Source organism: Amycolatopsis sp. NPDC051758 (assembly GCF_044453095.1).
In the GTDB taxonomy this organism is placed as follows: Bacteria; Actinomycetota; Actinomycetes; order Mycobacteriales; family Pseudonocardiaceae; genus Amycolatopsis.
The window spans coordinates 258417-271650 of record NZ_JBITCJ010000013.1 but is presented as its reverse complement, the minus strand read 5'-3'; the positions used below and the strand labels follow the sequence as shown (position 1 = coordinate 271650).

9 protein-coding genes are annotated in these 13234 nt (G+C 72.1%); 1 reads left to right on the top strand and 8 read right to left on the bottom strand.

Annotated features, from left to right (window positions below; translation table 11 throughout):
• Nucleotides 1-300: 300 nt before the first annotated feature.
• The 7 genes from ACIA5G_RS44835 to ACIA5G_RS44805 all read right to left on the bottom strand — a co-directional run bounded on the left by ACIA5G_RS44835 (nt 301) and on the right by ACIA5G_RS44805 (nt 10470).
• Nucleotides 301-2358 (bottom strand): BTAD domain-containing putative transcriptional regulator, encoded by a 2058-nt coding sequence (locus ACIA5G_RS44835; protein ID WP_395934951.1) that lies wholly within the window; start codon nt 2356-2358, stop codon nt 301-303.
• 71 nt (nt 2359-2429) lie between these two features.
• Nucleotides 2430-3518: a hypothetical protein gene (locus ACIA5G_RS44830; RefSeq protein WP_395934949.1), complete on the bottom strand. Its 1089-nt coding sequence runs from the start codon at nt 3516-3518 to the stop codon at nt 2430-2432.
• The gene (locus ACIA5G_RS44825; RefSeq protein ID WP_395934947.1) at nt 3515-5035 is read right to left on the bottom strand and encodes a DUF4056 domain-containing protein; all 1521 of its coding nucleotides are present in this window, start codon (nt 5033-5035) and stop codon (nt 3515-3517) included. The genes ACIA5G_RS44830 and ACIA5G_RS44825 overlap by 4 nt, the downstream gene beginning before the upstream one ends.
• A 5-nt stretch (nt 5036-5040) precedes the next feature.
• On the bottom strand, nt 5041-6342 hold the full coding sequence (locus tag ACIA5G_RS44820; RefSeq protein WP_395934945.1) for a hypothetical protein: 1302 nt from the start codon (nt 6340-6342) through the stop codon (nt 5041-5043).
• 18 nt (nt 6343-6360) lie between these two features.
• Nucleotides 6361-6954, bottom strand: a complete 594-nt coding sequence (locus tag ACIA5G_RS44815) for a hypothetical protein (protein WP_395934943.1) — start codon at nt 6952-6954, stop codon at nt 6361-6363.
• A 23-nt stretch (nt 6955-6977) separates the two neighbouring features.
• Nucleotides 6978-8243, bottom strand: a complete 1266-nt coding sequence (locus tag ACIA5G_RS44810; RefSeq protein WP_395934941.1) for a hypothetical protein — start codon at nt 8241-8243, stop codon at nt 6978-6980.
• Nucleotides 8236-10470, bottom strand: a complete 2235-nt coding sequence (locus ACIA5G_RS44805) for a hypothetical protein (RefSeq protein WP_395934939.1) — start codon at nt 10468-10470, stop codon at nt 8236-8238. The genes ACIA5G_RS44810 and ACIA5G_RS44805 overlap by 8 nt, the downstream gene beginning before the upstream one ends.
• 98 nt (nt 10471-10568) lie before the next feature.
• Between ACIA5G_RS44805 and ACIA5G_RS44800 the strand changes: the two genes are divergently transcribed.
• A complete protein-coding gene (locus tag ACIA5G_RS44800) occupies nt 10569-11522 on the top strand; it encodes a GNAT family N-acetyltransferase (protein ID WP_395934937.1) in 954 nt (317 codons plus the stop codon).
• Here the strand turns inward: ACIA5G_RS44800 and ACIA5G_RS44795 are convergent.
• On the bottom strand, nt 11519-13108 hold the full coding sequence (locus ACIA5G_RS44795) for an AMP-binding protein (RefSeq protein WP_395934935.1): 1590 nt from the start codon (nt 13106-13108) through the stop codon (nt 11519-11521). The genes ACIA5G_RS44800 and ACIA5G_RS44795 overlap by 4 nt on opposite strands.
• Nucleotides 13109-13234 lie beyond the last annotated feature (126 nt).

Here is a 13234-nt window from a genome sequence, read left to right as displayed (position 1 = left end):
CGGACAGAACAAGCTCCGCCTTCGGGCGGCCTGTGCGCGCCATCCCGCAACCCTACCAACAATTAAGACGCGAACTAACAACTCGGAACACTAGTGTCGTGCGTCGCAAGTTGTTCGATGTTGGGGCGCAACCCCGGGCCCCGGTCAACGAACCTCGGACGCGCGACACCAGCCGCGGCAGGCGCCTTGTCCGCGGCGGCGTTCACTGATCGGCGATGCGCGGAACATTTCCCGGCGCACGACCGGCATGGCGGAGGCCCAGCGACAGCGATCCCGCCGAGCCCGCGCCCCGCCCCTGCGTCACTGGCCCGGATGCAGCGCCATCGCCTCCGCGTACCGCGCCTCGCACAACGCGACCGCGGGCCAGTGCGCCAGCGCCAGGTTGTGCTGGATCGCCGTGTGCAGATGCCACACCGCCCGCTCCGGCTTACCCATCGCCGTCGCCGCGATCCCCAACGCGTAATGGGTCGAACCGAAGCACGCGACGGCCAGGCTGGCCATCACCGGCAGATCGGCGAACGGGCTGAGCAGCTCGTACACCTGCGCCGCCGTCTCGGCGTCGCGCAGGCGATACGCGGCCTCCGCGACGCCGTTCATCGTGACCATCCACGTGCTCGACCGCGGCAGTTCCGCCAAACCAGGGCCGACCAACCTGGCCAACGAAGCCGCCGCCTTGCGGTCGTCGCCGGCCACCGCGGCCGCCACGGCTCGGGCGGCGAAGTACGAATTGTCGACCGTGGACAGTGACGAGTCGTGCACCAGCTGGTCGAGCAGGGGCAGCAGCTCGTCGAGCCGGCCCTGGAACCAGCGGATCGCCACCAGGTGCGCGCCGTACCAGCCGAGGGCGTCGGGGTCGCCGGCCGCCTCGCCGAGTTCGGCGCAGAGCTTGGCTTCCTTCTCCGCCTCGTCGAACCGGCCGGCGCGGATGGTCAGCATCACCTGGAGCGCGCTGACCACGAACCCGACCGCGAGGAAGTCACCCTCGGCGAGCGCCCGCCGCAGCTCCTCGAGACGGCGTTCGGCGTGCGGGTGCGCGCCGAGGAACAGGTCGACTGTGTGCCACAGCAACCCCATCAGCCGGTCGGCGCGACGGCCGGTGCGGGAGCTCTCGCCGATCAGGGCCAGGGCCAGCGTCCGTCGCAGCCGGCCGTGGTCCGGGCCGAGCACGCAGTGGTGGGCGATGCTCAGCGCCTCCGCGACGCCCACCGGGTCGTCGGCCTGCCGGGCTTCGGAAAGCAGCGCGAGGATCTTCGAATGGTCGTTCGCCCGGTAGTCGGCCTCACCCGCCAGCCGCACGCGGAGCCGCAGGGCGAGCGGTGAGCCGGCGCCGACGGCGGAAAGCGCTTGTTCGAGCCGCGTCTGCATCTGGTGGGTGCCGGTGGCCGAGCGGTCCTCGTGGACCCAGAGGCCGGACAGGCCCAGCACCGAGCGCGCCGCTCCGTCCGCGTCGCCGGCCCCGTACGCCAGGTGGTACGCGGTCTCGAAATGCTTCCGGCTGGTCCGCAGATCGCCGTTGTCCAGCAGGGCTTTCTCCCCGGCTTCGAACGGCCCGGTGTCCGAACCGGACTCCCGGGGCAGCAACGTCTGGTCCTGGGCGAGGATCCGCTGCTGGATCCCGGTCAGCACCGGCGAAGGTTCCACACCGGACTCCTCACGCAGGAGCGAGCGCGCGCGGTGGAACGTCCGCAACGCGTCGGCCTGCCGTCCCGCGCGGTACAGCGCCAGCATCAGCTGCCCCCACAGCCGTTCGTACCCCGGGTGCGCGGCGGTCAGCGCCTCCAGCTCCGCGACCAGCTCCCGGCCCTGCCCGGCGGCCAGGTTCGCGTCGATCCGGTCCTCCAGGACGTTGTGCCGCAGGTTCGTCAGCCGGATCGCCTCGGCGTCGAGGGCGGCGATGTCGGTGAACTCGTCGTAGGCGGCGCCTCGCCACAGGTCCAGCGCCTCGACGAGCCGTTCGGCCGCGACGCCCGGCTGCCCGGCTTCGAGCGCCCGGCGACCCTCGGCCGCCAGGCGCTCGAAGCGGACGGCGTCGAGCACACCGCGGTCCAGCTTCAGCAGATAACCGGGCGCCTGGGTCACGATCAGCTCGGCCGCGCCGAGGGCGTCCGACGCGCGCCGGAGGTACCGGCGCAACCGGGAGACGTAGGTGCGCACGGTCCGGTCGGCGTCCTGCGGCGCGTGCTCGCCCCACAGCTGCTCCACCAGCGCCGCGACGCTCACCGCCCGGCCGTCGGCGACCACGAGCGCCACGAACAGGGCCCGCAGCTGCGGGCCGCCGAGGTCGAGCACCGTCCCGTCGACCGCGACCTCCAGCGGGCCGAGCACCCGGACGTCGACGCCGTGTGAACTGCCGCCCATGCCGCCCCCTACCCCCCGGACAAACCGCTCATCCGGTCTGCAAGAGGGAAGATGGGGTTGCGCAGATACCGTCAACCCGGCGGCAGGCGGCGGGCGGCGAGATCGGCCAGCGGGGTGTTGACCAGTTGACGGCGGCGGCCGGGGGTGAGCCGCTCGTACGCGGGGAGCATGTCGGCCTCGATCCACTTCCACCGGTCGGCGAACACCGTGAGGTCGCCGCCCGGCACGACTTCCCGGAACGGCTTCCCGCCGGGCACCGGCGACCGCGCCTCGGCCGACATGCGCTCGGGGATCCGGTCGAAGTCGCGGATGTCGCGAATGGCGGCGTAGAACGGCGCCAGGACGACCTCCTGCTCCCGCCGGAGCAGCGCTTTGTTGCCTCGCCGGACCAGGCCGGGATCACGGGAGGCGATGTCCCGCCAGGCGTCGAGCGGCACGGCGAGCGCCTCCAGCGCCGGCAAGCCGGCCTCCACGAACGCCTGGTGCTGCCAGGCCAGGTCGTCGAAGATCGCCCGCTGCCCGAAGAGCAGCCTCACCTGCACCATGGACGCGTACGCGATGATGATGTCGGCCGTGGGGACCTGGTCGGCCGTCATCGCGGCGGCCTCCATGGTGGTCTGGGTGACGGCCAGTGCGCGGTACACCTCGCCGCCGGCCAGTTTGGCCATCCCGGCCCACAGGAGGTTCTCGTTCTGGTTGAACAACCCCATGTAGTAGGCGTAAACCCGCTCGACGACGGATTTGTTGAAGGTGAACCCCGCGTCCGGGTCCCACTTGGCCGGGTCGATCCCGGCGGCGGCCAGCGCCCGCCGTTTCCAGTCCGCCACCGAACGGACCACCGGAGTCGGCGGGGTCGGCGGAGCCGGGGACGGCGGGGGAGCCGCCAGGACCGGGTGCACGATGCCGGTGCGGATGGCCGTCCACTCCTGGGCCAGGGCCTGCTCGCCGGGCCGGATCGCCCGCCCGCGCAGTGCGGGGTGCCGAGCGTGGAACACGAGGTCGGTCAGCCAGTTCTCGTCCCGCTTGCCCGCCGCGACGAGCAGGCGGACGGCCTCCGCGGCCCGGCCGGCCCGGAGCGCGGCGAGCACCCCGGCCGGCAGGCGCAGCAGGGTTTCCGACCAGGTTTCCAGCTCCCGGTCCACCGAGAACTCCACCGTCACGGGGTCACCGCCGACGCCGGGACGGCCGCGCGGATGACGGCGATCTTCTGCGCGAACTCGCTGTTCTTCAGGCCGTTGTTCCCCGAGGTGTACTCGAAGTCGGCGCTGACCAGCGCCGGCGCGGCGGCCAGGGCGCCGTGCCCGATCCGCGCGTTCCCGTTCTCGTTGATGAGCCAAGGGACGGCGGTGAAGTTGCGCTTGCGCAAGGCGATCGCCGGCGACGTCGCCCACCAGCCCCGGAGCAGTGCCGCGACCTGCACCTGCCGGGCCACCGCGACGGGCTGGGCCTCGGCCGCCGTGAGCAGCTGCTTGAACTGCTGTGTGATCGCGGCGTCACTCCCGCCGTCGGCGCGGAAGGCGGCGGCCGCGACGAGGGTGCCGAAGAGGTTGGACGGCAGGTCTTCCGGCGAGAACGCCGAGTAGTCCTGGATCGTCCCGAAGGTGACGATCTCGTGCTCGACCGAGTCGACGTAGGTCAGCTGCTGGGCGAGCGCGAGCCGGCGTTCGACCGGGACTTCCCGGAGCAGGCGGGCCGAGCCGTGGTAGAGGTCGATCACGGTGCCGGTCGACGCGTTCTGCCGCAGCTGCGTCAGAGCCCACAACGTCACGTCCGCGGTCTCGCGGGCGTGCCCCAGATCCACGAAGCCGAGTTTGCGTGTGTAGACCTCACCCAGCGGCTCGCCGGCAGCGGGCCCGTGGCTGCCGAGACTGCCCAGGTCGAGCAGCTCGGTCCCGAAGATCACGCAGCACGGACGGAGGCCGGGTCGGCTCCGGGGGACGAGCCGGTCGAGCCCGGCCTTCTTCTCCCGCAGGAGGGGCCGCACGATCCGGTCCCTGACCCTTGTCCACCGCTGCTTGAGCTCGGCGAAGCGGGGATCGTCCGCCTTGATCTGCGCGGGCACGCCCGGAATCGCGCGGTAGCCGAGGTCGGTGAGCTTGTTCTCGTTCTGCTCACCGCCGGCGAGTGCGGCGCGCACGGCGTTCCTGGCCAGGCCGTCACGGACGATGTCACCGAGGAAGTTCTCCTCCTCACCCTCGAGCCGGGGCCGGATCTCGTCGTCGCGGATGGCCTGCCGTTCGTTCGCCAGCGCAGGCTCGTCCGGCCCTGGTGGCCGGCCGGCGAGCTCGCGGTGCCGCGCGTGGAAAACGAGGTCGGTCAGCCACTCCTCGTCCCGGACGCCGTGGCCGACCAGCAACCCGACGGCTTCCGTGTCCGCCTGCCTGCCGAACGCGGCCCGGACCTGGTGCGGCGCCTGGGCCAGTTCGGTGGCCCACACCAGGAGCTCACCCTCGACGGAGAACGGACCCGGCTGCTCTTCTTCGCCGTCCGGCACCGCTGCGGCCTCGGCGGCGAAGGGGCTGATCAGCTCACCCGCCCACCGGCGTTCCGGCTCGGTGACCGGGCCGCCGCCTTCGTCGTACCACTCGGGTTCGTACCCCGAGTCTTCCCCCTCGCCCAGGGGTTCGGGCGGGGTCCACGCCCGAACTGCCCGGCTGTCCGCGCCGCTTGCTCGCACGGCGCTCACCCATTCAGCGACGGTGTCGGGGCCGAGCCGTTCAGCGACGCCGGGGCCGCCGCCGGGGTCGGCACCCGCAACGGCTGGCGGCCCCCCGCGGGCAGTTGCTGTGCGGGGCTTTCCTTGACCCGCTCACCGGTGGCCGACTGCCAGTTGTTGATCGTGTCCAGGACGTCCCGGAAGATGTTGGTCTTGTCGGTGAACAGCGTGGCCGCGGTTTCCTCGGTGTCGAACAGCCCGAGCTCGATCCCGCGCAGCAGCGTCGACATCGGCTCGGCCAGGTCGAACAGCTCCCGGGAACGCAGCGCCGGGGTGATGCCCACCTTCTGCCCGAGGGCGCCGAGGCGGTCGGCCGCGCTGCTCGCCTGCGCCTGCAGGTCGACGATCACCGACGTGTCGGAGTCCACGGTCAGGTGGAACCAGTTCAGCATCGTCACGTAGGCGAACTCCTCGCGGGCGAGGGCCCCGCCGCGCCGGCGGTTGCCGAGCAGATCCTTGAGCGCGCGGGCGAGCAGCGCGATGTAGCTGGGGTCCGCCGGGTTGGCGCCGTTCACGTTGGCCCGGTTTTCGACGCCGATCCAGATCTGCCTGAGCAGCTCGCTCCACTTCTGCCGGAAGTCGTGGTTCACCGGGCCGGTCAGGCCCTTCCAGTCGGCCAGCGGTCCGGACCCGGCCCACAGCGGCGGCACCGCGTGCGCGAGGTCGAGCCCGAACATCCGCCAGTAGGCGTTGCGGCGGTTGGTCCGGTCGAACGGGCGGACCTGGCTGAGCACGCTCGCCACCGAGAAGTTCGGCAGGTCGCGGAAGAACAGCTGCTCGGTCGCCCGCAGCCAGGCGATGCTGTCCGGGGAAAGCACGCCCAGCGTCTCGCCGACGAGCAGCCGCCGGACGACTTCGGCGAAGATCTCGACGATGCCGGTGCTCTCCAGGACGTAGGCGTAGGCGAGGTGGTGCCACAACAACGGCGGGCAGAACAGCTCGTTCGGCCGCCCGTTCCACTCGAACGGCCCGGTGGTCGTGACCCCGGACGGCGCGAGGAAGGCGTTCAGCCCGTCGGTCGAGAAGAACGGGTCGTCGCCGGGCTGGGTCGGCAGGTCGAGCGCGTCGAGCACCTTGTCGTCGAAGAACCGGGCGAAGAAGACCAGGTCCTTCTCCCCGGACGGGTCCGGGATCTGGGGCGTTCTTCGCGCCGCGTCCCAGATTTCGTCCAGCAGGGCGGCGATCTGGTTCGGGTGGAGGCGGAACACCCGCTGGGCCCCGAGGTCGACGTTCTGCGCGCCGAGGGCTTTGGCCAGTGGAAAGAACATGATGGTTTCTCCCGTTGTCTATCCGACGACTCCGCCGACCGGTCCCAGGCACGGCCCGATCCCCACCGGCGTCCCGCCGAGCGCGGTGAACGTGACGATCGAGTCGATCCGCTGGTCGTCGGTGATGGCGTTGGGGTCTCGGTCGATGGTGACGGCGTCGCCGTCGCGCAGGCCTTCGAGGACCTTGACGGTGTTGTCGGCGGCCCGGATCTTGGCCGCGGTCGCCCCGGCGAGGCCGGTGAAGGTGAGCGTGCCGAAGTCGCGTTCCACGGTGACGGTCTTCAGCTGGAACACACTCGGCGCGCGCCGGCCGAGCACCACGCCGAGGAAGTCGTAGGCGAAGACGACCCTGGTCCGCTCCGCGGCGTCGGGATCGGGGTCGGCGCCGTCACTCGCCCCGACGTTCTGCTGGACGAGGTCGCCGATCGACCGGGTGAGCGCCACCAGCTGGTCGAGCATCGGGTTCTGCCCGTTGTGCGCGGGCCCCGCCTCCGCCGAGACGTCCTTTGCGGACTTCGTGACGACGGGCTTGTCGGTCTTGGCCGCCGGAGCGGCGGCGGCTTTGGGCCGTCCCACGGTCACCCGGGATTCGGCTGTTTTCGGATTCGTCATGGTCTTTCCTGTTCCCCTCCGGGTCAAGCGGCAAGGTGGCGGGCGCCCGGCGCGGCGTCGGCGCCGACGTCGGTGACCCAGGCGAGGAGCCGGGCCTGGTGGTCGGCGGCGGCGGCCGGTTCGAGCACCGCGCGGGTCGACAGCTGGGCGAGGATCCGCAACGGTTCGCGCCGCCGCAGGTAGGCCGAGGTCAGCAACGACGGCCCGGCCTGCCGGGCGAGCGAGTCCAGCGCGGCGGGCGACACGCGGCGCGGGTCGAGCAGCGCCGACAGCGGTGCGCCACCGAAGGCGGCCATCGGCCGGCGGGTGCACACGTCGACGACGTCCGGGAGCGCGGCGAGGCTCGCGCGGGTCAGCGCGGCCACGTCCCCGTCGGCGTGGGCGAGCGGGTGCCGCTGCCGCCAGACGGCGGCGACGTCGTCCCAGGGGCCGGCGCCGAACCAGCTCCGGCACAGCTCGGCGTTGAACATCACCCGCAGGAACGGGAACGGGTGCGGGTCGCCGAACCGGATCCGGAACACCGACGGGGTCGGCCCGTCGACGACGTTGGCCAGCGCGGCCACCGGCGCCCACCCGGCCTGGGCGAAGGCGTGCACGTCGGCGGCGATCTCGCCGGCCCAGCCCCGCCACAGCCCGGCCAGTTCGGCCGAGCGCGGGGTCAGCGTCGCGGCCAGCGCGTCGGCCAGTTCGGCGTTCCAGCCGGTCAGGTGGGCGACCTGGTGACCGGTCTCGTGCAGCAGCGCGGTCGGGTAGGCGAGGTTGTGCCGGGTCAGCTTGATGGCCGCGGCCGGGGACGGGTGGCCGTGGTCCCACAACCGGATCCCGGCCCGCAGGATCGCCGCACCCAGCCCGCGATCCAGGTAGACGAGCGCGGGCGGGGACTCGATGCCCAGCCGGTTGAGGACAACAGCCATGCTGTCGCCCGCCAGCGTGTCGTACCCGCGCAGCAGGCCACGCAGGGCCGGGTTCGTCCGGCTGTTCACCGCGTCACCGAAGAAGTCGAGGATCGTCTCCACCTGCAGGTACCGGGCGCGCAGCCGGAGGACCGCCTGCCGGATCGGCCCGGGATCCCCGCCCGCGCGGAGACTGCGGTGCAGTGCCTTGCCCTCGGCGACGAGCACCGCGACCACCTCCGAAAGCCGGCCCCGGACCTGGCGCTGCAGGTAGTCCTCCAGCGCCTGCCACGCCTCGGGGGCGGCCATCGTGTCGAGGTCGGCGAGCGCCTCGACCGCGAGCTGCCAGTGCACCAGCTCGGCCTCGGTCTGCCGGTCCGGTGCGAGGTCAGTCACGGTGCATCCCCGGGCGGATCGTGACGGCCGGATCACCCGCCGGGGTGCCCGCGGCGACCGCGGCGCGGTCGGCGAAGGAGAACGTGAAGGTCAACGTGGCGCCGGGAGCGGGATCCTGCGCCGCCTGGGCGAGCGTCTGCGCCGAAGCCGGCAGCTGCTGCGACACCGTCCGCAGCATCCCGTCGGCGAGGTGCCGGGCGAGCTGCCCGCCGACGCCGGCCGCCGCGGTGATGCCGTGCTTGGTCATCAGCCGGTCCAGCCGGGTCGTCATCGTCTGGAGCGCGGCGTCGTCGAGCAGCCGCCGCACGGTCGAGACGACCTGGACGAGCTGCCGGCGCTGCAGCTGGGCCGCGAGCTCGTGGCTGTCCCGCTCACCGATGATCAGGTTGACCCGCAGCACCGGCTGCGGCGCGGTGAGGTCGAAGCCCACGACAAGACCCTGCCGGTGCCCGCGGTGCAACGGCCGCCCGTGCCGGCGGAACCGGAAGTAGCGGCCGCCCGCCCGGCGGTGCCCGGATCCGCTGTGGCGGTCGGTCCGGGCCAAACGGGGATTGCCCGCCAGCAGGGTCGCGGCCGTCGAGGTCAGCTCTTCGAACTCGTACGCGGTGTCGGCCGACTCGTACGCGGCCAGGTGGCCGGGCCGCCCGCCCGGGAGCAGTTCGTAGAGCTCCACTTCACCGTCGACCGGCCACGCCTGGACGCCGGATTCGAGCAGCCGCCGCTCCAGCGTCTCGCCGCCCGACAGGACGACGGCGCGGGCCACCGGCCGGGTGAGCCGGACCGGGATCACGCGGCCGTACTTCTTGTAGCGGAAGCACGGCTTGGTGGCGCGCGGCATCATCACCCACACGCCGTGCTCGCCGTCGAGCTCGCGTTCCACCAGCTCGGGACGGAGCACCGCCGCGGGCAGGTGCCGGGCGGCCGCCTCGGCGAAGGCGTCCTGGACTTCGGTCTCGAGGAGCAGCTCGTGCTCCAGCGACTCGGGCGGCAGCGTCATCACCTGCCGCACGGTGTCTTCGGTCGCGGCGACGAGCGCTTCGCCGCCCAGCGAACCGTCGCTGTCGGCCTCGAGCCCGAGCAGGCCGAGCCCGGCGCTCGCGATGTGCCGGGACAGCAGTTTGGCCGCGTCCGCGCCGACCATGCCGGCGATCAGCTGGGAGAGGGGACCGGCGATCCCGTTGACCACCTTGTCGCGGCCGATGATGCCGATGCCCGTCCGGATCAGCGGCAGCGCCGCCATCACCACGGGGATGAACTGCTCCAGCTGTTCGGTGGGCGGTACGCCGGGGTCGGCGGAAGCCAGCTCACGGCCCAGCCGGGCGCGCGCGTCGTCGAGGTCGTGCCCGGGGCCAGGACCTTCGTGGCCTTCCTCCGGCTGCTGGTCCACTGTGGACTCGTTCGGTGCCGTCACGGCCGAGGTGACGTCGCGGTCGAACTCCTCCGCGAGGTTGTCCTCGGCGGTCAGTTCACCACTGCCCTTGAGCTTGGCCGCCAGCTGACCGGCCAGCGGGCGCAGTGACGCGGGCAGCCGGCCGATGGCGCTGTCGAGCACCTTGCGCAGCAACGGCCGGACGAGCTTGCGGAGGATCCCGAACAGCGGGCCCAGCGCGAGCCGGCCGGCGAACGCGAGCCCCTTCTTCGCGAGCTTGCCCACTCCGCTCGCCAGTTTCTTCGCCTTGTCCAGCAGGCCGCCGAGGAAGAGCTGCTGCGCGTTCAGCGGGTTGGGGTAACCGTCCGACGCGCGGATCCCGGCGACGGCGTCGATCTCTTCCGCCTGCAGCGAATCCGCCGAACGATCGCCGAAGTGTGCTTCCAGGGCGCCGAGCACGCGGTCGGCCTCCTCGGCCAGCTCGGTGATCCACTGGGTCGTGTCGGCGGTGGCGAGCACGGGTGCCGCGGACTCGTTCGACCAGGTGCCGACCGACTGGAGGTGCCGCGCGGCGGCCTCGTCCTCCAGCATTTCCAGCGCTTCGGCGAACCGCGGGTCGTCGAGCTCGGCCAGCAGCGCACCGGCCGCCTCGGCGCCCAGGTCGTGGTGCCCCACGGCGGTTGCGGCTTCGGCGAAGGGGGAGTGCAGCACCTGCCCGGGCGGCGGCGCGGCCACCACCGGGCCGGCCCCACCCGACAGCGTCACCGGCGCGAACGGCGAGATCGCGCCGGCTTCGGTCGTCACCGGCTCGCCGGTCTCGCCGTCCAGACCGTACGGCCTGAGCACGGGCATGCTCATCTGGGACCTCCCTCGTTTCACCTGACTGGAAATCACGGTGACACGGGACGTCGACAGTTCGTCGACAACGCGGTCCGGCGCAGTCGTAGGCTGAGCGCATGGCGGAGTTGCCGGTGTTGACGGAACGACTGGTCGTGCGGCGGTTCGAAGCCGGTGACACGGCCGCGTTCGCGGCCTACCGCTCGGACCCCGAGGTGGCCCGGTACCAGTCGTGGGAGCACCCGGTGTCCGAAGTGGACGCTGCCCGGTCCGTGGCCGCCTTCGCGGCCGCGGACGAAGGGGCGCCCGGCTGGTTCCAGTACGCGGTGGCGCTGCGGGCCGGCGGTGACCTGATCGGGGACGTCGCGGTGTGCCTGCACAACAACCGGATGCAGGCCGAGCTGGGGTTCACGTTCGCCCGGGCCCACCAAGGGCGGGGTTACGCGACCGAGGCGGCGCGGTGCGTGCTGGACCGCGTGTTCGGCACGGGAGTCCGCCGGGTCTCGGCGGAGTGCGACGCGCGGAACACCGCGTCGGTGCGGTTGCTGGAGCGGCTGGGATTCGGCCTGGAGGGCTGTCGCCGCGGGCACACGTGGATCAAGGGGGAATGGACGGACGACCTGCTGTTCGGCCTGCTGGCCGAAGACCGGGCGCACGCGGCCGAGCGGCCCGATCGGCAGGAAATCTTCGCCTGCCGGCCCAACCTGTGGGTGAGCGACCTGACCGCCGCGCTTCGGTTCTACGCCGACCTGCTGGGGTTCCGGGTCGGCTGGCGCTGGTCCGACGCGCGGTCGTGCTTCCTCGACGCGGACGAGCCCACCGAACCGGGAACCGCGCTGGTGGCGCGGGATCAGGTCCAGATCATCCTGACCCGGACCGCCGGTTCGCACACCACCCGCCTGCACCTCGACGTGCACACCGCCGCGCAGGTCGACCGGTTGTGCCGGGAGTGGCGCGAGCGGGGCGCCGACATCGCCGAGCCGCCGTTCGTGCGGCCGTGGGGGATGTACGAGATGCGGCTGCAGGACCCGGACGGCAACGTCCTCCGCGTGAGCTCTCCGCCGGCGCGCTAAGAAACGGCCGGCGAGTCGCGCAGCACGTGCTTCTTGATCTTTCCGGACCCGGTCAACGGGAACTCGGTGACGAAGCGCCAGACCCGGGGTGTCTTGTGGGGCGCGAGGTTCTCGCGCACGTGGGCGAAGAGTTCGCTCTCGTCCACGGTCTCGCCGGGTGCGAGCCGGACGAAGGCGGCCACCTGTTCGCCCCACTCGGGGTCGGGGACGCCGACCACGGCGGCGCCGGCCACGGCCGGGTGGGCGAGCAGGACGTTTTCGATTTCGCGGGGGTAGATGTTCTCACCGCCGCGGATGATCATCTCCTTGACGCGGCCTTCGATGCGGAGGTAACCGTGCTCGTCCATGACGGCGAGGTCGCCGGTGTGCAGCCACCCCTCCGCGTCGATCGCCTCGGCGGTCTGATCGGGCCGGTCGAAGTAGCCGGTCATCACGTGGTAGCCGTGGGTGCAGACTTCGCCGATCTCACCACGGGTGCGCACGTCGCCGGTGGCGGGATCGGTGATCTTGACCGCGCAGCCGGGCAACGGCTTCCCGAGCGTTTCCGCACGGTTCTCCGGACTGTCGTCGAGCCGGGTCATGGTGATGCCGGGGGAGGCCTCGGTCTGCGCGTAGATGATGCTCATCGGCACCGCGAGCGCGGTCTCGACGCGCCGGACCAGCTCGGGTGGGACCGTCGCGCCGCCGGCCAGGGCGTAGCGGACGGACGAGAGGTCGGTTCGGGCGAACCGCGGGTGGCCCAGCAGGGCCAGCAGCATGGTGGGGACCCCGCCGAACACCGCGCTGCGTTCGGATTCGATCAGCTCCAGCTGCAACCCCGGGTCGAACCACGGCTGCAGGACCTGGGTGCCCAGCGAGGCGATCGGCGCCAGGGTGGCCAGCACACAACCGGCGGTGTGGAACAGCGGCATCGGGCTGACAAAACGTTCGCCGGGCCGCATTTCCAGCGTCCGCACGTAGGACAGCACCGCGTTGTTGGTGATGCCGCGGTGGTGCAGGACGGCCCCCTTGGGGGTGCCGGTCGTGCCGGAGGTGTACTGGATCTGCGCCGGGTCGTCCGGGCTCACCGCGGGCAGCACCTCGGTGGGGGAGCCGGAGCCGCGAAACGCTTGCCAGTCCTCGAAGAGCACCGTTTCCCGCAGGTGCGGGAGGTCGGGACGCACCTTGTCGAGCAGGTCCGCCATCGGGCTGCCGCGGTACTCCGCCACCAGGAAGATCCCGGCGGCCCGCGACTGGCTCAGCACGTGCCGGAGCTCGCCTTCACGCAGTGCGGGATTCACCGTCACCAGCGTCATCCCGGCGAGGGCGGCCGCCATCTCCAGCAGCACCCATTCGGGAATGTTGGGGGCCCACACGGCAATCCGCTCGCCGGGCCGGAACCGGCCGAGCAGCGCCCGGGCCGCCGCTTCCGCTTCCGCCAGCAGTTCCGAGTACGTCCAGCGGCGGCGGGCCCCGGGATCGGGAACACCTTCGACGAGCGCAAGCGCGGAGGGCGCGCGCTCGGCCGCGTCGCGGAGCAGGGAGCCGACCGTCAGCTCGCGCACCGAGTCCGGGTCGACCGCGGGGGTGTGCGCCAAGCCGGGCATGGAGGCCTCTTCTCGGTCGGTCCGCCGGTCGTCACAAGCCCGGCTGTGATGAGTCGTCGTTGATCTCGCAACGGTTACACGCACATCTTCAGCTGCAATCACTGAATCGAGTGGACCTGGTGATAT

Excerpts from the sequence above, each read along its gene's own strand:
- ACIA5G_RS44835 (WP_395934951.1), bottom strand. The coding sequence starts at position 2,358 with ATGGGCGGCAGTTCACACGGCGTCGACGTCCGGGTGCTCGGCCCGCTG.
- ACIA5G_RS44820 (WP_395934945.1), bottom strand. The coding sequence starts at position 6,342 with ATGTTCTTTCCACTGGCCAAAGCCCTCGGCGCGCAGAACGTCGACCTC.
- ACIA5G_RS44815 (WP_395934943.1), bottom strand. The coding sequence starts at position 6,954 with ATGACGAATCCGAAAACAGCCGAATCCCGGGTGACCGTGGGACGGCCC.
- ACIA5G_RS44805 (WP_395934939.1), bottom strand. The coding sequence starts at position 10,470 with ATGAGCATGCCCGTGCTCAGGCCGTACGGTCTGGACGGCGAGACCGGC.
- ACIA5G_RS44800 (WP_395934937.1), top strand. The coding sequence starts at position 10,569 with ATGGCGGAGTTGCCGGTGTTGACGGAACGACTGGTCGTGCGGCGGTTC.
- ACIA5G_RS44795 (WP_395934935.1), bottom strand. The coding sequence starts at position 13,108 with ATGCCCGGCTTGGCGCACACCCCCGCGGTCGACCCGGACTCGGTGCGC.